Source organism: Mariniphaga anaerophila (assembly GCF_900129025.1).
GTDB lineage: Bacteria > Bacteroidota > Bacteroidia > Bacteroidales > Prolixibacteraceae > Mariniphaga > Mariniphaga anaerophila.
The window spans coordinates 81,529-101,345 of sequence record NZ_FQUM01000004.1 but is presented as its reverse complement, the minus strand read 5'-3'; the positions used below and the strand labels follow the sequence as shown (position 1 = coordinate 101,345).

Here is a 19,817-nt window from a genome sequence, read left to right as displayed (position 1 = left end):
TGAAATTCAATTTATATTCACTTTTTTAAACTATTCTATGCCCAATTACCGTCACAATATCCAGGGGTCATCCAAGGCATATTGTTATGATGAAAAAAAGGATCCAAGCAAACCGTCATAGTTTTCATTTCCTCAGAAGTCATTGGTTCAAAACTTTTTAACAGCTTAATATTTTCTTGCAGTACCTTCATGCTGTCTATGCCTACCACAGCACCATGAGCTGCTTTTAGCGAAAGACCGTACCTGATTAGTTCTTTGGGGCTGATAGACGGATCGCTATCTCGGGGACGAAGAACCTTCATTACCATCACTCCCAAACCTTTACTACGAACCATTGGCAGAGACTTTTCTTCCCTCGGAAATCGTACTTTTCCCCAATGGTTCAATGCAATAAGCATTGTATCCAGATCAAACCTCTCTGCCATCGCAATCATCGCTTCTGCATCCATATGCCCCGAAAAACCAATAAAACGACAAATTCCTTCCTCTTTCATTCTCTGAATAATATCGACCAAATTTCCTTTCTCGCTTACCTTGTCTACATCATTCATATCTCTAATATTGTGTATCTTCAAAATATCCAGGTGATCCGTTTGCAGTCGTCTCAGACTTTTTTCGATCTGCATCATTGCCTCATTTGGATCACGACTGGTTACTTTTGTAGAAAGAAAAATTTCTTTTCTCCTATATTTAACGATCCTGCCTATACGCTCCTCACTGATCACGCCATTTTTATTATTTTCATAAATATGAGCAGTATCCCAGTAATACAATCCGTTATCAAGCGCATAATTTAGTATTTGATCGGATTCTTCCGGATCATCTATTTCACAGAAGCGACTTCCAAGACCCAATGCCATCAAGGGAACTCTCACTCCGGTTTTTCCTAGTACTGTTGTAGGAAGCCCCCTGGCATCTTTCTCGTTACAAGCAGTAAGCGCTCCAACTCCGCTTATCGCGAATCCCGCACCAATAGTTTCTACAATAAAATCCCGCCTGGTTATTTCTTTTTTCATTGTTTTAGTTTTATCGCACAGTGAATGATTCTGTAAATTCAACTTTAGTGTTGTCCTCGTTTTTCATATTTAATAACCATCTGTTTCCTTTGCCAATAATCGGGCGGGGAATTTTTCGTCCACCGCTCCTCTCCTTCAGCACATAAATCATCTCTTGCATATCTTCGACTTTGAAACAGGGGTGTGATGTGTTGCTGTCATCTGTTACAAGGTATTCGATATTTTCGATGCAATCAGGTATTCCCATGTAAATGAAGTTAGGCCGTATATCATTGGCTGTTTTGAACCGCCACATTTCCCAAAAGCCCAATATATCACGAAACAAATAGTCTGCTTTTGCTACATCTGAAACGTATAAACCTGCGTGATGTAATCGATTAGCAACGCGCTCTTTCCCCAAGAAACGGGTTGCTGTCCTTTTATGTAATCCACTCTTTGTGAAATTAATAAACTCTATCTGATAGAACTCAGTGCTTTGAATAGACAGAACTTCATTTCCGGCATTGTCTAAACCATGTTCTTTCAGGATGTTAATCTCTCTTGATTTTAGATAAGCTTCCATTCCCGAGATATCATCGCAATGAAATGAAACACTAACAAAACTGTTTTTTCTCTTTATCTGAGAATCTTCGACAAACTCGAGAAATTGTCGGTCGTTCACCTTAAATGAAATGACTTTACCTAGATCTGTATGATAAGAGAAAGCTTCTTCGTAGCCCAAAAAATCACCATAAAATGAACGAGCAATATTAAAATCACTTACTAAGAAGGTCATTTTTGCTACTCCCCAAACCGGAGGACGTTTAATATCTTGTGCCAACATCTCTGTAATACTCAAAAGCATCACCCCCAAAAAAATAGTCAGGGCTTTCTTTATGGTTATTATCAATTTTTGCATTATTAATCTAATTGAGTAATTACTAAATTATCCCACCAAATAGCTGTATGCCAAGTTCGGAATCCAAAAAGCCCTTTGTTATAGAGTGGGTTATAAGATTTATCCTCCATATCTATAATTTTTTCACCATTAATCCAGTACTGAAAACGGCTATTTGTCTTTTCAATTTTAATATGATAAGTTTTCCCTGCTTTGGTTTCGCCTCTGTAGTTTTCATTCAACAGATAAAAACCGGGGTTGTCCCTAACTCTAAACCGGACATTCGACTCTTCGCCATTGGCGACATTGGTAAAAATGTATCCGTTTAACTCATGATACAGCCCATAAGAGCCACATTCCCGTTCTTGTGCTGTTTCACGAAGAGGTCGTCCTTCAGGATCAGAATACAATAAAAAGCAGTTAATATTATTAGCGTTGTCGCTGGAAGCTACAATATGCGCATCGAATTCTATCTTTAAGCTTCCCGACAATTCATGATCAAGCCAAATCGTGGATGCTCTGTAAGAAGTAGTGTCAGCATCAACAAACAGTCGTCCGTCCTTCAATTCCGCTTCACACCCTTCGCTCCACCAAATTGAAGGTAGTTTTCCATCTGGATAATCAAAAGATTCCTTAATAATGATCCTTTCTTTCTTGCCAGACACAACAGACATCATCATCATTATTATTATTACAATTTTCATCAATCAACTACTCTAATTATTCAACATTTTATGTTTACGAGAGAAATTACTCTGCAATTACAGTTTATCCACTCATTAGAAGACAGACCGCTTTTTAGAGCAGTTATTTTGCTAATATTTTTATGTTTTTTCATTCCTGTTTTTTTGTCAACAAGGCCGGATGTCCGGGAGGAAAACTACTCCACATTTCAAAATCATCGTACAGATGAATAATTTCTCCTTTTGCATTCCACTCCATATTATGATAGTTTTTCAATGGGGACCAGAAATGTAGTGGTAGGGGATTGTCAGGATGCACTGTTCTTCCTTCAAATCCTACCGGGCGGACAATATCTGTATCCAAAACTACTTCCCCGTCAACAGCAAAATATAAGCGTCCATCAATTACATCCTTCTTCATGTAAGCTTCTACCAAAAACCATTCTCCCAATGAAACTTTGACATTTTTGCTAGCATAAGTCCATTCCTCCACCCGGCAGGGTTGAGGGTGTTCAGCACGGATATCCCAGTGTAGCTTATCTGAATTTTTATCTTTTCTTAGGTTGATATTTATCCGGTAATTATTGGTTCCTCCCTGGCTTGCATTGCAACAATCCCTGCATTCTTCTTTGGAAAGTCGATTGCCTGAGTTAGGTTCCTTCCACTCCATAATAACATACCATGATGATTCTTTTTCAAAAGGAATCCGCTTATCCAAATCATCCGGAAGTTTCATCCAGTATCGAACGTAGCCTTCTTTGTAATCGTCAGGTGGACTTTTACAAAAAAAACTGTATTCATTTCGACTGGTAGCTTGGTGCATCGGGTCGTCTGCTTTGTTGGCCATGCAGAGCACATTGGTTTTTTTGCCGTTTGGACCTGGGGCACTAATAATTGCCGATTCCATAAAATCACGAAGATGCTCTGTGTCATTGACCAAATAGACAAAATTAGAAGCCCTGATCCATGAAGGTGTAGCCTCCCATTTATAATGTTCATCTGCTCCATGGATATAATTCATATCAGAAGAGATGGTTACACCATTTTCGAATCCGGACTTAAACAACAAAACACCCCCATGTCCAGAATCCCCTTTGTCAGGTTCGTTAGCACTACATGATAACGAAAGTATTATTAACAGCCAGACAAGTTTCACATGAGCAGTTTTAACAATCTGTTTTGTAAAAAGCCAGCAACTACTTTTCTGGCAACGATTCTTTACTTTTGATAATTCTATTAAATTCGAAAGTTTTTTCATAATTACTTTGTCAGAAGAAATTACACAACTAAATACAATTTTAAATATTAGGAGGGGTACCCCTCCTAATATTTTTCACCTACTTTTATCCAAAATCTATGAATTAATAACCCGGGTTCTGATCTTCAATACTGATATTAGGATTAGCAATAATCTCAGACTGAGAAATTGGCATGAGCATAATCCTGGAATTATCCGGATATAAAATATCCCTGCTTTTTGAAAAATCATACCCCGGATGGCTATTATGTATTTCAATAACATTTTTTTTGAAATGTTCATACCCCCTTCTCCTAACTTTAAAATAATCCTGTCCTTCGCCCAATAACTCATACCTGTATTCAAACATAATGGCATCCCGAAATTCTTCCTGATTCATCCCTGACCAATCTGCGGGTTCTGCTGTCGGTGTCTGAGCAGAGTTGCGCGCACGGGCCAATACTTCATTGACATATTGGTAGGCATCATTTGGTCCGCTCAATTCATTCTTTATTTCAGCCAGCATCAGTAAAAGTTCTGCATATCGAAAAGCGATCCAGTTTTGTCCGGTATCACAATTTGGTGCTGTTGTATTTTTAATATAGTATTTAAATAACCAAGGATAACTTCTAGGTTTATCATTACGGTTTTTAAAAAATGGATATGTTTGCCTAAAAGTAGTGGTTCCATTTGAATTGTATTGCGTGTATTCAGTAACAAAAGTCGACTCGAAACGAGGATCTCCCGGATATCGTTCTTCGTGCATATCATAACATTCCAAGTTTGGTTTCAGCCTTCCCCAGGAGTTTCTTCCAGCCAAGCCGTTTGAAGCGGTACCAATCTGTACTAAACGAAGGCGATTTTCTACATTGGCCTGAATCTCAAAAATTGATTCACTAGTATTGTTTCCTGTTTCTTCATACCAAAGCGAGCGGTAGTTTTCAACCAGACTATATTTGCCATATACTTCCATTGCTTCGTTATAGGCTTTCTGCCAATTATCGGTCTCCCCGGCGGTCTGATTCCCTGCCAGTTGCATGTAGACTTTGGCTAGTAACATGCTGGCGGCCTCACTCGCAGGCCTTCCCGGTGTATTTGAGCCATTTTTGGGGAGTAATTGTTTCGCCATCTCTGCATCGCTAATAATCTGATCGTAGATTGCTTCTTCTGTAGCCCTGGGATAATTCATTTCGGATGTTGTAACAACCTTGGTGATGAGTGGAACCCCTCCGTAGATACGAACCAAATTAAAATAGCAGAAGGCTCTCAGAAAATAAGCCTGTCCAAGAATATTGTCTTTTTCTTTCTCGTCTTCTATAACTTGCGAAGAAAGACCATCAATCAAATCATTCGTTCTCCCGATTGACATATAAGAGCCTCTCCAAAAAACTTCAATTACCTCTTCTGAAGATAATGGCTTAAACCCCGCAATAGTAGTTAAAACATCATCTTTATTTGTATTAAAAAGACCGGATCCATAGCCTGTCAATAAATAATAAATAGCACCATAAGACCTATAATCTTTCATGTCAGAAAACACTCCGTTTAGAACAGTGTTAGCCCCTGCGGATGTACTAAAAAGGCTTTCTGCTGAAGGGAAGGTTGGATGCTCTTCCAAATTGCATGAAATAAGCAATGAACAAATTGCCAAAAAGCTCACTATATATTTTTTCAAGTTCATTTTTTTTAATTTAATAGTTTTTAAAATGTAACGTTGATACCAAACAACACAGACTTTACATTAGGTGTACCAACCCAGTCAACACCCATAATAGTGCCATCGCGAAGAAAGCTGGTAACCTGGGGTTCATACCCACTATAATTAGTAATATAAAACAGGTTACGCCCCGATACATAAACATTAACATTTTGAAAGAGCTTTCCTGATTTTAAAGGCAAGTCATATCCCAAGGTTACAATATTTAACCTCAAATACGATCCATCTTCTACAATTCGGTCGGAAAAAACGGCTGATGAATACCGATAACCAATTCTTGGGTATTTATCTGAAGGAGCTTCTGTTCTCCATGCATTTTCATAAGCATCTTTTAGAATGTTGTTAGCTTGCGCTTCTGGAAAAGCCAATTGCGTATTATATCCGTTAATTATTTCATTACCGTAAACACCATCAAATAATACTTTCAGACTAAATTGCTTGTAATTCAGATTAAAGTCAAATCCAAAACTAAAATCAGGATTTGGATCTCCAACAATGGTTAAATCTGCGTCACTAATATTCCCGTCACCATTATGGTCAACATAAATTACATCACCGGCTTGATTAGGGGTTCCCTGAAATGTTGGCCCAGCTATTGCTGCTTCTTCATCTAGATATATTCCATTTGTTTCGTATCCCCAAAATAACCCGAGAGCCTCTCCTTCCATAAATGCGTTCACCGGGAAATGCAAATATTGACCTGACGAAATGCCATTGCCTTGGTAATAAACCACATGTGTTTCAACTCCATTTCTCCATACAGGCGTAGGGTCTAGTCCGAGCTCCAATACTTTTCCTCGATTGAAAGCCACACGCCCACCCATATCAAAAGAGAAGTCTTTTTTATTAATGAGCGTCCCGTCAATACCCAGTTCAAGCCCTTTATTTTCAATAGTCCCGCGATTAATGGTCATTTTGTCAAAACCATTAGATGGCCCGAGTTCTATCTCCTGAAGCAAATCAATCGTTCTTTTATAGTAAACATCAAAGGTAGCATTTAACCGTCCTTTAAAAACAGATACATCCACTCCGGCATTATATTGATCGGTTGTTTCCCATGTCAATTCTTTATTTGGAATGCGTGCAGGAGAATTACCTATAATAGTATTTCCTGCGGCATTAGTATAATAGTTAGTAGCGTATGAAGCTAATGTCTGGTAAGGAGAAATTCCCTGATTTCCGGTCTGCCCCCACCCCAGCCTGAATTTCAAATTGTAAAAAATATCTAAGTCTTTAAGAAACTGTTCTTCATTAGCCCGCCATGCAAAAGCAGCTGAGGGAAAATACCCCCATTGATTTTCTTTTGTAAATTTAGATGATTGATCTGCCCTAAAAGTAGCAGTGAAGATGTAACGATCTTTCAAAGAGTAATTAATCCTACCCAAAGCAGAAAAAATCGCTTCATCTGCATTTAACAGAGCCAGAGGTTGCTGAATCAACTGACCTAATTGAGGAGAGCTCCCACGAAGGCTTTTGTCCGGAAAATCAGAAACTTCATAAACTTTATTCTCCACTTCGCTTCCATCATAAGTAACACCAAGTGTGGCATTAATTCTGTCTCCGCCATCCAGTTTTTTATTGTACATTAATAGATTATCAATAGTATAAGAATAACGTTTTAAATAAGAATAGTTGGCAAGCCCATTGTTCATATTGCCTACATAAACTTCACTTCCATACCATCGGCTTCTTTCTTTATTTCTGTAATCCAATCCACCTCTTAATGTGTATTTCAGCCCTTTTAGTATTTCATACTCAAAAGAAGAAGATAAAGTTACTCTTGTTTCTTTGGTAAGATCGTCAAAATCGGAAAGCCAGGCATAAGGATTGGATATTCCAAGATCAAGTTCTTCTGAATTATTCGGATCGAAACCAATTATAGGTTTGCTTAATAGTACCTGTTTTGTGAAACTCCGAGCTCCTCCTGATTTACTTCCCGCTTGGGCAAAAGTTCCATCCTGATACATAAATGCAATACGGTTGTCCATTTTCAACTTAGGCGACAGTTGTTGACTAAGGTTTAAACGTAAATCTCCTTTCTTTATATTGGTCGTTTCTACTATTCCATTAATGTCATTATAACCAGCGGAAAAGTAATAATTTGTTTTATTATTGCTCCCCGAAATAGAAACACCTTCATTATGGCTTACGCTCAATTTATAAATTTCATCCTGCCAATTAACTAGCTGTAAAGGAGTCGTTCCGACTAAAGGTACATCTCCTTCGTAGGTAATTGAAAATACCTGGTCATTACTGATTTGATAATTCAAATTCGAGCCTTCAAATTCATTCCTCTCGTTCTGATATTTGGCGAAACCAATCGGATCTAAAACGTCAATATTCTTCGCAGTCCAATTAAATTCGACTGAGCTGTACAGATTGATTTTTGTCCTATGCCCCTTATCTCCTTGTTTTGTTGTAATCAAAACAACTCCATTGGCACCGCGTGAACCGTAAATAGCAGTCGCTGAGGCATCTTTCAATATTTCTATACTTTCGATATCACGGGGGTTTAACCCTGTCAACCCATTTTGATCGGTCTGAAGTTCATTTGAATCGGTTGAGGCATTGGTTACATCTTCGGCAGCAGAATTAATAATAATGCCATCAATCACATATAATGGCTCATTGTTCCCGCGCAAACTGTTGGTTCCGCGAATACGGACGCTAATAGCTCCTCCAGGAGAGCCCGCATTAGACGAAACCTGCACACCAGTAGCACGTCCCTGAAGCAAGGCATCAACACTATTGTACTGCCGGGCGACAGCTTCGGATTCAGCAACTTTAGCTACAGAACCGGTTAAGTCACGCTTGCTAATTTCACCATAACCAACAACAACAACCTCGTCAAGATTTATCAGCGCTTCCGATAATTGAACAGAAATTTCCGTCCTTCCACTCACTTGAATAGTTTGTGAATTGAAACCAACAAAAGAAAAAACCAATTCTGCCATTCCTGCATTTGGTACTGTTATCGTATAATTACCGTCAAAGTCTGTAATGGTCCCGGTTGTGGTTTTGTTAATCATAACAGTAACCCCAGGCAGTGGATGATTATCTGAGTCTGTCACTCTTCCCGAAACCTGTAATTGCTGCTGAACGGAATTTCTATTTTTCCTCGCGTCTGCATGACTTGGCAAGGCAGATACGTGTATCATGCTTCCAATCATAAAAAAAATAGTAAGTATCAGGCTCACCCTGATTTTTTTTTCTACTAATTCATTTTTCATAGGTTTTTAACGTTTGATTTTTCATTGATCTAAATTCAATTGATCCTCATTAAATAAAAACAAATTAAAACTCCAGCTGTGAGTTTTCAACTCTCAAAAGTATATTCGCTATTCAATAACTATAGAGTGTTATCGTACAAAAAAGGCAATGCTAATGTACATGTACAGTATTAACAGGGGGTTCAGAAATATAATTGACATCTCTTTTTCAGATAACTTCTCAAAAAACAAACAAAAGCTTCTTATTTCCAGAATTTAAAAATTAATCCAGTGGAAATTACGTTGTAGCTTTGGGAGAACACTTTTAACACAAACAAATTAAGAAATAGGTAAAACTGCTCTATTGGACTTTAATGCCTTTTTTCAACAAACAATACTGTTTTCACAATTCAATGATATATACTCGAATATTTTTCTAGTAATGTTTCCCGTTTTTTTCAAAAAATTTACCCATTCAACTAAAAAAATCAACTTTAAATGGAACTATTTTTAAACTCTCTGGGCGATACTTTATACTGCTTTTTAAATAGTTTTCGAAAATGCCCGATGTTGTTATAACCAACATCATACATCACTTCTGTAATAGTTTTATCACCCATTATTATTAAACGGGCAGCTTCCTTTAATTTAATTGTTTGGATAAATTCATTTACTGCCATACCTGTAATGGATTTAATTTTTGCATATAATAATGTACGGCTCATTCCAATTTCCCGGCAAAGATCATCTGTTTTGAAGTCGCTTTCCGAAAGATGCTCTAGCATAATAGACACAAATTTATCAACAAAAATTCTGTCCTTACTATTTTTTGAGATTTCAGCAGGAAGGACTGTATATTTTTCTTTAAAACGGCGCACAAGGTTATCTCTTGAACGAAAAATATTTTTGATTTTCTCGACCACAATTTCCGAGCTGAACGGTTTAGTAATATAATCATCAGCGCCTGCTTTTAGTCCTTCCAAATGTTGAAATTCCGATTTCCGTGCTGTAAGTAGAATGATCGGAATGTGGCTTGTATTCTCTTCATTTTTGATTTTCTTCGTGAATTGCAGGCCATCCATTTCCGGCATCATTACATCACTAATAATTAAATCTGGTAATTGCGAACTTGCCATATTAAAACCGATTACTCCATTTTCTGCAAGCAAAACCTTAAAACCCTCACCTGATAAAACCTGTCCCAAGTAATTTAATAAATCAGTGTTATCTTCAACAACAAGAACTGTAAGTATACTTTTAACATTTTTGAGAGACAATCTATTTTCCTTTCTGTTCTTTTCTTTTAATGGATCCTCAGAATGTAATCCAACAGGAAGTTCAACCTTAAAAATGGTGCCTTCACCCTGATAGCTTTCAAATGAAATATGACCACCGCAAGTATTTACCAAATCACGGGTAAACGAAAGCCCTATTCCTGTACCTGTTTCAATATTTTGAGAGCCAACTGAAGCTTGAAAATAGCGTTCGAATATTTTTGTCTGATTTTCCTTCGATATACCAATTCCCGTATCACGGATATAAAAAATAATTGTATCAAAACAATCACTTTTTGTTCTTGGTGAAAAATTAATTTGAAAACTAACATTTCCTCCTACTGGAGTGTATTTAATTGCGTTTGAGACGAGGTTGGTCAATATCTTATCCAGTTTATCTACATCAAACCATGTATATATCTCATCTTCTTGCTGATGCATGCTGTAATTAATTTTTTTCTTTTCAGCCTGTAGAAGAAAAGATGAAAACACTTCTTTGGCAGTTTGCATGATATCTCCAAAGACAGGTATGCATTCTGTATTGCCTGTTTCAATTTTTCTAAAGTCTAGTATTTGATTAATCATTCTTTGTAATCGAGAAGCATTTTGTTCAACCATTTGTAACAAAAAAAGATCATATTTTTTTTGACTTATCAGCTTTCTAACCGGATCTAGGATTAATGTCAGCGGAGTCCTGATTTCATGAGAGATATTCGTAAAAAACCGTATCTTCATTTCGTTGATCGTTCTCGCATTCTCTGCTTCGGTTACACTCAAAGCAAGTTCACTTTTTAAACGTTTTTGACGAGAAAGCATCAACCAATATACCTGAATTAAAATCGTAAGGGATAAAAGACTTATTAACAATACAAACCATAGCTGACGGTAAACAGGAGGAACAACTTCAATGGGAAAAGTAAATGGGGTGGGATCCACATTAAAATCACCGTCACATGCACGAACACTAAATTGATGTTTTCCTGGTTTTAACGATGAAAAAAGTTGATTCTTTTGAGTAGAAAAAGGGGACCACTCTCCATTATCCATTTTATAAGAAAACAACAATTCTTCATTTGGCGTATGATTCCATGGATCAATGCCGTCCCAAACAACAAAAATATCATCCCCTGAACTTATTGTCTTTGGGAGTGTCTTAACCACTGTTTCCGGAGGGAGTGTATCGGGAAGATACCGAATTGTATAAAAAAGCTCTTTATGCTTATTATTCGGTATTCTACTGTGAAAAAACTTTTTCCACTCCCTGAAATTTTGATTAATCCAAATTTTGCCGGAAGAACTTTTTTTAAGATTACCCGACTCCCTTTTAATAATTAGTTTTCCTGAAATTGCGTGGGGTATCCAAGTGTCCAATTCTGTATGATAACGACTAATCCCACGATCAGTTCCGAACCAAATATCATTTCTATCCGCAAAAAGAATATCTGTAATAGTGTTGCTGGCCAGCCCATCTTCTACCTGAAACTGTCGCGTTGAATTTTCGTTCATCAGAAAAGCTCCCTGTCCTCTAACTGCAATCCATATTTCGTTTTCGTCTCCTCCTATATAATCAATCTTTGGATACTCTACTCCCAAAACCTCATTGGCATTAATAAATTGTCCTGATACATACTTTGAAAGACCCATATATGAGCCGATATAAACCGACTTATTAGCATCTTTACCAATACCAAAAACAACGCCAGGGCCAGGCATTAGCTCCCATGATTTATTATCATCGGGTTGGCCTTTGGAAGGAAAGTACCTAATTAAGCTTAAACCTTGGCATGGACTCCCTGCCTCGCTTCCCAAAGCTCCAAACCAAAGTGTACCATCACTTTCTTCCATGATCCCTGTTTCACAAATAGACCAACACAGTTTGGGATGCGTTCTTAATAACCATTCTTTTTTGTCATACCACCCAGTCGCAGCGACATTGTCGTGACTACCTATCGTCCAAACCCTTCCACTAATATCTTGAAATAACCGTACCGGAAAATTGATTATCCCGTCTTCTTTACCAAAGGAGATCCACTCTTCTGTTTCTGGAGAGTAGCGTACAATATTCCCCTCGTATGTGATAAACCAGGAATCTCCTTCTGATGATTCAAATTGAAAATTTAATCCATCAAACGACTGAAACCGGGAACCACTGTAGTCTATTGAGAGTACATCATTCTGAAAACCTATAATCCACATTTGTCCTTTTGAATCATTAAAGAAATTTACTCTGCTCGCAGGAATTTTATATTGAGGATGTTGATATTCTCTCCAGTTTTTGCCATCATAAGAAAAAATGCGACCAAAACCTCCCACCCAGATTTTATCATCCGTTGTTACAAAAACAGAAACATTTTCATTGCTATCCCATTCAAAATATTCATCTAATGAATGTGTTTTCCATTTGTTCTTTTTCAAATCAAAACACATCACGGGTGAATGCCTGCTGCTGGTAACTACGAATAATTGATCCTCGAATATTTTAAGTTTCGGATTTGCCCCTGCACTATATCCTAAAGGCGCATTTTTCCATTCCTGAATTGTTTCATCTCTAAATATACATTGGTACAATTTTCCGTCAGCATTTCCAATCCATAAAGTAGAGTCAGAAACTTGGCACATTCCGGTAATGTCAAGTGACTGAATATCTAATGCAGAAGGAATAAGAAGTGTTTCCCATCTATAGATATTTGATTCAAATTTTGGAATATCCTCTCTATTTGAGTATAATCTAGCATAATTACCTTTTATCTGAATGAGTCCAGCCAAAGAGCCAATCCAGACACTACCATCACTGGTCTCAAAAAATTCACAACTATATAATTGTGGATTGAAAAAAATGTCTTTCGACTCAAAAATAGTTCTCCATTTTCCATCCGATAGATTAAATATCCGACGATTATCTACAGCCCACAAGTCTCCCAATTTAGAAGTAAAAACAGCAAGTATCTTTTGACCCTTTAAAATGCTATCCGGCTCCAAATTCCATACCTTCCCATCAAAACATACCATTCCTTTCTCTGTCCCAAACCAGAAGGCACCGTCATGAGCTTCTGTCATACATCTTGCTCCCATACCGTCCAAAGTTTTATAATGAATCCATCTCCATGGTTCAGAAAGAGGATCTTTATATTTTGGAATATACGGTGAAACAGCATAGGTTGTCAAAACTGCACTTGCCAAAAAATATAGAAATATAGTTAGCTTTATAGCAATGGTACTGTAACTAGTTTTATGCATTCTTTCATCCTCCCCAATGATTTGAGCTCATAAATATAGAGAAAATAGCAAAATCCAATCTGCTGTATTAACGTGAGTTTTGATGTGAAAACTCAAAAATGCTAGAAGTGAAACAAAGTTAAGCTGCATTTAATCATATTAGGTTCAATTGTGTCTAGGGTAAATCCTTGTCCTTTATCGACTCTGAAATTACCGGAGTTTTCTCTTTAGTTGATGAATTTTATTTTTTCTGTCCACATAATAGAACGATGGACAGCTGATATAATTTAGCTTTTTTCATCTGTAAATATTTAGTTTGAAAAGGGCTAATTCGCCCTATATTTTGTTTGTAATTCGTTATTTTTTGTCTGAAATTCGAAAGAAAAGAGAGCACTCATCTGTATGACAAATGCGGTTATTGGTGATTAACAGTATAAAAAAATCACTGCTGTCCACTTAAAATAAACTGAGGGACAGCTGGTTATAATTTAGTTCTTTGACATTTTTGTAATCTATATTTGTAAGCAGCTCATTAATAAGTGCTTTGTCCAGTAGGGATATTCCCAAAATCTGTAATATTTCGTAGGTTGAGCGTTCAATTTTTAACTCTTTCCCTATAATGGCAATTAAACAGTAAGCTATTATTGCGGAATAAATTTGGATTCTGACCGCGTTTTCTGACGTGCCCCAGAATGCTTTTATTTTCAGGTGTTGCTTTATCCATTTAAAGAATAATTCAACCTGCCACCTGTTCTTGTATAAAAGCACAATTTCTTCGGCTTTCAAGTCCATGTTGTTTGTCAAGTAAACGAAATATCGGTTACTTTCAGCATCATCGAATTTGATTCTCCGTAGTTTATCAGGATAATCTTTTGAGACATAGAAACCAGACAGTTTCCCAATTTGGTCGCAAATCAGTCCGGATTGTCTGTCGACTTTATTCGAGTACATCCTGTTGAACTTTAGGTTTGCTTTTGCCCTTACTACAAAAAATGCAGAAAGTGCTTGTATCCGGTAGAGACGCTCAAAGTCAACATATCCACGGTCAAAAATGTAATATGCTTCTGTTTCATACGGAATAACATCCATTGCATTTACATCGTGGACAAAAGCTGCCGTGATGTGAATAAATGCTGGTATTTGTGTGGTAATATCGTAAAGCGTGTGGAGTTTTATTCCTCCCTTTGTTTTACGAAAACTTGCCCACCAGAAAACGCTTAAACACAAATCGATGGTTGAAGAATCAAAAGCATAAATTTTTCCTTTGATTTCAAAATCTTCGTTAGTAAGTTTTTTCCTGGCTAAGTCAATCATGTAATAAGAAAAATCTTCAAAGATTTTGTAATTGCGCTTTTCGTTAGCTTTTGCCAGGTTGCTCCTTGTTACTGATTTCCCAAAACCAAGATGATAAGCTTTGTTTTGGTGAGCGTCAATAATAACAATCAAATCGCGCAAACTATCACGGTTGGTCAGTTGACCGAAAATCATATAAAGCAACTGATTCCAACAAGTAAAATGCCTTACATGCTTGTTGCCGCAATACTTGGTGACAAATTTATCGAATACCCGTTGTGGTAAAAAACTTATTAGTTGAGCGAAAACGTACTTCCCTTTATTCATGTGATTTTTTAAAATCCACGAACTTAACCGTTTCAAATCGTCACGCTCAAGAAATCCGCGTAAAGTATAGATTTACAATTGTTTCAAAGAATATTTTTTAATTTTTAGTGGACACTAATGGAAAAAAATAATAGCTAAGAAAATTAAAGTTTCATACTCGTGCTTATTGCACATTCTTGGCTGCTTAGCTGTTGAGGTTCGTTTCATAATCATCATCGCCGTTTTTGCAACAGCTTAATTGTTGTTGCCCAGTTTGATGATATAAACCTGGCGGCTTCCGGTGTGAGTGGAGTTAAACCCAATCATGTCGCCATTGGGGCTCCATCGGCAATGAATATCGCAACGCCAGTAACTGTAAAATTCTTTCGGTTGCACAAATCGGCCAAGAGAGAGGACGGCTTCTGTTTTCATATCCATCAGGTAAATTTTTTGTTCGCGCAATCCACGGCTCGGATAGGTGTCGGTAACCATCCATTTTCCGTCAGGCGAAAAAGTGCCATGCCCGTCGTAATCGAGCAATCCTTTTCCCAGCCGTTTGTAATCCTGCTCGCCAATGGTGAAAAGTACGTGGGCGTATTGTGTGGCGTCGTAATTGGCCGTAATCATCAGTTCGTTGTCGTTCAGCCAGTCGAAGTGCGAACCGCCCCAGTCGTCGGGGAAGCAGCGCCGAAGGTTGCTCCCGTCGCGGTTAACCGTAAACGATGTGGTATTTCGGTTTGGAATGGCGCGGGCAAGCCAGAAAATTTTGCTTCCGCCGCGGCTGAAGAGTGTGTGGTTGAAATATTCAATCCCTTCCTCCGGAATTTCCGGAACGAGTTTTTTTACCTGCGCGATGGAAACTATCAGCCTGGCTTCGCCGGTTTCCAGGTTTAGCAGAAAAAGACCGTCATTTTTCGGGAATTGTATGTTTTCTTTGGCGTCCTGTCCGTCTCCGCCGTAACCGTAGTCAGTGCGTGTTTTGCGCAGCCGCGAAAAATTAATGCTCACCGCCTCTTTCCCGTTTGGCGCAACAGCGCTGACGGGGTAGGGGATTGTTTTGATTTCATTTTTTGTGTGTACGTTCATTATTACAGATACAAACCGGTCGTCCCGAAAATCGTTGTAAATGATGAGCGAGTCAGGAGAAGTGCTTAGCCAGTGCGCCATGCATCCCTGCTGAAAGTTCCATGCCCGCGTTTGGGTAAGCGGAATAAATTTGTTGGTTTCCAAATCGACCAGTCCCAGAGTTGCCGGGTCATTTTCATCGGGCAGCCGGTGCTTAACGTCGGTTTGTAAAATGGTAACGTAACGCTGGTTGGCACTCCACGAATTAATTCCGTAGTAACTGGCAAACAGGTGCTCTTTTCCGTTTTCAGTGATTTGAACCGGCGGTTTCGGTTTCGGAAATTCAACAACTGTTCCCGGACGCTGCTGAGTGCAGGCCGTTTGAACTGAGAAAAAAAGAATGATGAGAAAACCTGGTATAATGTGTTCGTTTGTTTTGAACGGGGTAAAAAATGCGAGGAATTGGTTTACTTCTGCAATTTTTATCATGACAGGTCTCATTGGTTGATAAAGCCAAAGATAGTTTTTTGCCAAATTTTCTCCAACTCAACCCGTTAAGGAAAGATGTTTTTTTACTTCGATTTTTTGGCTTGGTTCTTATTTGCCGATTTCGCAAAATAAAAAGCCGGGAAGCAAAAAAGCTTCCCGGCTGAGCAGAAGGTTGTGGCCTTCTGCAATCCTCAAACCGAAACGGTTTTTAAAACCGATGGTTCTTCTGTTTGTGTGCAGGTTTATAAAGTTATTCCAGACAGGTTTCAAAAAAATCTGCCGGAAGCATATTTACATTAATAACGTCGCCTTCTTTAAAAATGTCGGGGTTGAATTCTCCGTTGCCGATTGCCGGTGTGCGAACCCCCGTAATTTTAAACTCTGTTCTCCGGTTGGCCTGGTGCTGCTCTTCTGTGCACTCCACTCCGTCGGCACAATTGTTAACCAGTTTTGTTTCGCCGTAACCTTTCGCAGTTATTCTTGATGGGGAAACCCCTTGCAGAATCATGTACCTTACGGCAGCTTCGGCACGTTTTTGCGACAGTTCCATGTTGTATTCAAACGATGCCCGCGAGTCGGTATGCGATGACAGTTCTGCCTGAACCGGGTATTGTTTCATGAATTTCACCAATTTGTCGAGTGGCGGTTTCGCATCTTCCCTGATAAACCACTTGTCGAGATCGTAATAAATGTTTTTGATGGTGAAAATCTGATCCACTTCCAGTTTTTCTAACAGCAAGTCGCGGGGAACCTGAGTTGCCGGAGTTTCTCCTTTATTCGGCGTACGGAAATAGGTACAATCGTAAATGTAGCCGTTTTTCATAGCCTTGGCGATGTAAGGTTTTCCGTATTCCGCTTCGGTTTCGTAGTTGCCGTTGTCGTCAGATTTTAATATTCGAACGTCGCCATTTTCTGGGTCGAGGAAAAACACAGTGGCATTGGCGAGTGGAGCCATGGTTTTTTTGTTTCTTACCGAACCGCTGACAATCAGCCTGTCGTCCTCTGCTTTTTTCTTCGGCGCAAATCTCAGGTTGCGGAAAGCGTAAATGTCGTCGGAACCTTTTCCTTCCGGACGGTTAGAGCTGAAGAATCCACTTTCGAGTTTTTCGTTTACCGCAATTCCAAAATCGTCGTACGAAGAGTTAACCGGTTTTTTCAGGTTCTCTGGTTCTGACCACTGGTTGCCGTTTATAATCGAGCGGAAAATATCCAGGCCGCCGTATCCCAGGTGACCTTCAGAAGAGAAAAACAATACCGAGTCGTTGGCCCAAAACGGAAATACTTCGTTTTCGGGAGTGTTTATTTTTTCGCCCAGGTTTTCTGGCGTTGTCCAGTTGCCGTCAACCAACGTGGTGATGTACAAATCAGAACCTCCGAAACCTCCGGGCATATCCGAAGAAAAAATGATTTGTGTGCCGTCTTTTGAAACCGTTGGGTGAGCCACCGAATACTCGTTGCTGTTGAACGGGAATGCGTTGTATTTAGAAATGTTTCCGTTGTTGTCGATGTCTGCCGAATACATCTGCAACAGGTAGGTTTTTATTTTCTTTTTGTCTTTCCGGGCATTTTTGGTTGTGGTCCGGGTTATGCATATCCGTTTAAAATCTGCTGAAAAGCAAACCGGCCCGTCATGGTAAGGCTGGTTGAAATTCCCTTTCATGAACTGTGGTTTTGCCATTGCGCCCCAAAAACTATCTGCGTATTCGGGCGTGGAATGGTACAAGTTTAAAAAGCCGAAGTTTGTCCAGCCGTAGGTGTTGTTGTCCAGCGCATCTTTTCTGCGGTCGGAAGTAAAAACCAGACCGTTTTTGTAAAACGCCGGGCCAAAATCAGAGTAGGCAGAGTTGAGTGCCTGTGCATTTTTAATTTCGGCCATTTCGGGCAAATCGAGCCAATCCTGTATTTCTATACAAAATTGGTAGTACTGCTCTCCGTTTAAACTGTCGGGAAGCAGTTCGTTGAACGTTTGAAAAGCATCGGCAGCTTTTTGGTAGGCGCCTAAACTTCGGAGAGACTGCCCCAGGTAGTAATAGTTAACCGGGTCGGTATTGTTGCACATAACAGCTTTTTCGTACCATTTACGTGCTTCCTCAAAATTACTGGTGAGCCTGTAACAGTCTGCCAGCCGTTGTGTCGATAAACTTTTTTCGGAAGCATCTTCAGACCCGGTTCCCTTTAAATAGTAGGGAATTGCTTCGGCGTACTGAAAAAGTTCGAAATGTTTGTTTGCTTTTTTTATCTGTGAAAATGCCTGCATACTAAAAACAAAGAGCAACAAAGGCAGAATTATATTTATTTTCTTCATGATCAAAATTTCAGTTTGTGTTAAACCTTGTTCTTATTAAAAATAACGCGGTGTTTTCATCCTTTCATTTTTCCTGGGCAGGTCAAAACCAAGCCTGAATTCGTGCGAACCCCGGTTGTGCAACTGCAGTTCGTTCAGGTATAAATCGAATGAATAGCCCAGCCGGATACTTTTAGCAATTTGAAATTCTGTTAAAAATACCACCGCCTTTTCGGTACGGAACGAGGCTCCCAGCCAAAAAACATTGTTAAAGATGAAGCTGGCGTTAAGGTCGACCTGGGCTGGGGCATTTTTTGTGTATTTTGCCAGAGCCGATGGTCTGAAAGTCATCCTGTCGTTTATCGGAATTGCCCATCCTGCCATTCCGTAAAAGTGCCTTGCGAGCCTCGAAAACGTTGTTTTTCCGTCAACCTCTACGACGCCGTACTCGTTTTCCAGTAGCTGCTTTGACGAGATCCCTGCAAAAAAACGGGGGCTCTGGTAGTAAAAGCCAATGTTGGCGTCCGGACTAATCTTCCTGACATCTTCGGGCATAAACATTTGGTCGGGGTATTGCGTGTTAATTGCGTTCCAATCAAAATCGAAATATTTTAATCCGCCCTGAATACCAAAAGAGAACCATCCGTTTTGTGTGCGAATCCGGTAGGAGTAAGTTGCCATAAACCCCTGGTCAATTGTTGGCCCGAGTTCATCGCGGTAAACGTATCCTCCCAATCCTACTTTCTTGTTTTTTAAAATTGTATGGGCCGAAAGCGAAATTGTTCGCGGCGCCCCTTCAATCCCCAGCCACTGGTAACGGTTGAGCAGGTCAACCGAAAATACTTCTCTGCTGCCGGCATATGCCGGGTTTACAAGAAGTTTGTTAAACATGTATTGCGAAAACAGGGCATCCTGCTGTGCAAAGGCTGTTAAATTCATGAGTAAAATAAAAGCCAGAAGTATCTTTTTCATCGTTTTGTTATTGTAATTTCTAAAAGGTATTCGACGCTCCAACGGCATCACGCTATGGAAATTTTCCTGCCGGCGGGCTTCAGGAAGGCCGGAGCCTTCCTGAACCTGAAAATCTTGCCGGATTTGTTTCATCTTGTTCATTATTTCTTTCTTGTAATTCAATTATCTGATTTTTCAGG

11 protein-coding genes are annotated in these 19,817 nt (G+C 39.1%); all 11 read right to left on the bottom strand.

Translation table 11 applies throughout. The features are described 5' to 3' along the window. Positions 1-35: 35 nt before the first annotated feature. The 11 genes from BUB08_RS09000 to BUB08_RS08950 all read right to left on the bottom strand — a co-directional run bounded on the left by BUB08_RS09000 (position 36) and on the right by BUB08_RS08950 (position 19,800). A complete protein-coding gene (locus BUB08_RS09000; RefSeq protein ID WP_073001006.1) occupies positions 36-1,016 on the bottom strand; it encodes an aldo/keto reductase in 981 nt (326 codons plus the stop codon). A 10-nt stretch (positions 1,017-1,026) separates the two neighbouring features. After that, on the bottom strand, positions 1,027-1,914 hold the full coding sequence (locus BUB08_RS08995) for a VOC family protein (protein WP_073001004.1): 888 nt from the start codon (positions 1,912-1,914) through the stop codon (positions 1,027-1,029). 2 nt (positions 1,915-1,916) lie between these two features. After that, entirely contained in the window at positions 1,917-2,597 is a 681-nt protein-coding gene (locus BUB08_RS08990) for a DUF6250 domain-containing protein (RefSeq protein ID WP_073001002.1), read from the bottom strand. A 130-nt stretch (positions 2,598-2,727) separates the two neighbouring features. Further along, positions 2,728-3,732 carry a hypothetical protein gene (locus tag BUB08_RS08985; RefSeq protein WP_139249662.1) on the bottom strand — a complete coding sequence of 335 codons (1,005 nt, stop codon included), beginning with the start codon at positions 3,730-3,732 and terminating at the stop codon, positions 2,728-2,730. Between the two features lie 205 nt (positions 3,733-3,937). Then, positions 3,938-5,494, bottom strand: a complete 1,557-nt coding sequence (locus BUB08_RS08980; protein WP_073000998.1) for a RagB/SusD family nutrient uptake outer membrane protein — start codon at positions 5,492-5,494, stop codon at positions 3,938-3,940. A 20-nt stretch (positions 5,495-5,514) separates the two neighbouring features. Then, positions 5,515-8,760 carry a SusC/RagA family TonB-linked outer membrane protein gene (locus BUB08_RS08975; protein ID WP_073000997.1) on the bottom strand — a complete coding sequence of 1,082 codons (3,246 nt, stop codon included), beginning with the start codon at positions 8,758-8,760 and terminating at the stop codon, positions 5,515-5,517. A gap of 473 nt (positions 8,761-9,233) precedes the next feature. After that, on the bottom strand, positions 9,234-13,250 hold the full coding sequence (locus tag BUB08_RS08970) for a hybrid sensor histidine kinase/response regulator transcription factor (protein WP_073000995.1): 4,017 nt from the start codon (positions 13,248-13,250) through the stop codon (positions 9,234-9,236). Between the two features lie 435 nt (positions 13,251-13,685). After that, positions 13,686-14,849 carry an IS4 family transposase gene (locus tag BUB08_RS08965; protein WP_073000993.1) on the bottom strand — a complete coding sequence of 388 codons (1,164 nt, stop codon included), beginning with the start codon at positions 14,847-14,849 and terminating at the stop codon, positions 13,686-13,688. A 234-nt stretch (positions 14,850-15,083) separates the two neighbouring features. Then, complete coding sequence (locus BUB08_RS08960; protein WP_073000991.1) at positions 15,084-16,382, bottom strand: TolB family protein; 1,299 nt, start codon at positions 16,380-16,382, stop codon at positions 15,084-15,086. A 250-nt stretch (positions 16,383-16,632) separates the two neighbouring features. Further along, positions 16,633-18,687 (bottom strand): OmpA family protein, encoded by a 2,055-nt coding sequence (locus BUB08_RS08955; protein ID WP_073000990.1) that lies wholly within the window; start codon positions 18,685-18,687, stop codon positions 16,633-16,635. Between the two features lie 36 nt (positions 18,688-18,723). Further along, positions 18,724-19,800 (bottom strand): PorP/SprF family type IX secretion system membrane protein, encoded by a 1,077-nt coding sequence (locus BUB08_RS08950; protein ID WP_139249660.1) that lies wholly within the window; start codon positions 19,798-19,800, stop codon positions 18,724-18,726. Between the last annotated feature and the right edge of the window lie 17 nt (positions 19,801-19,817).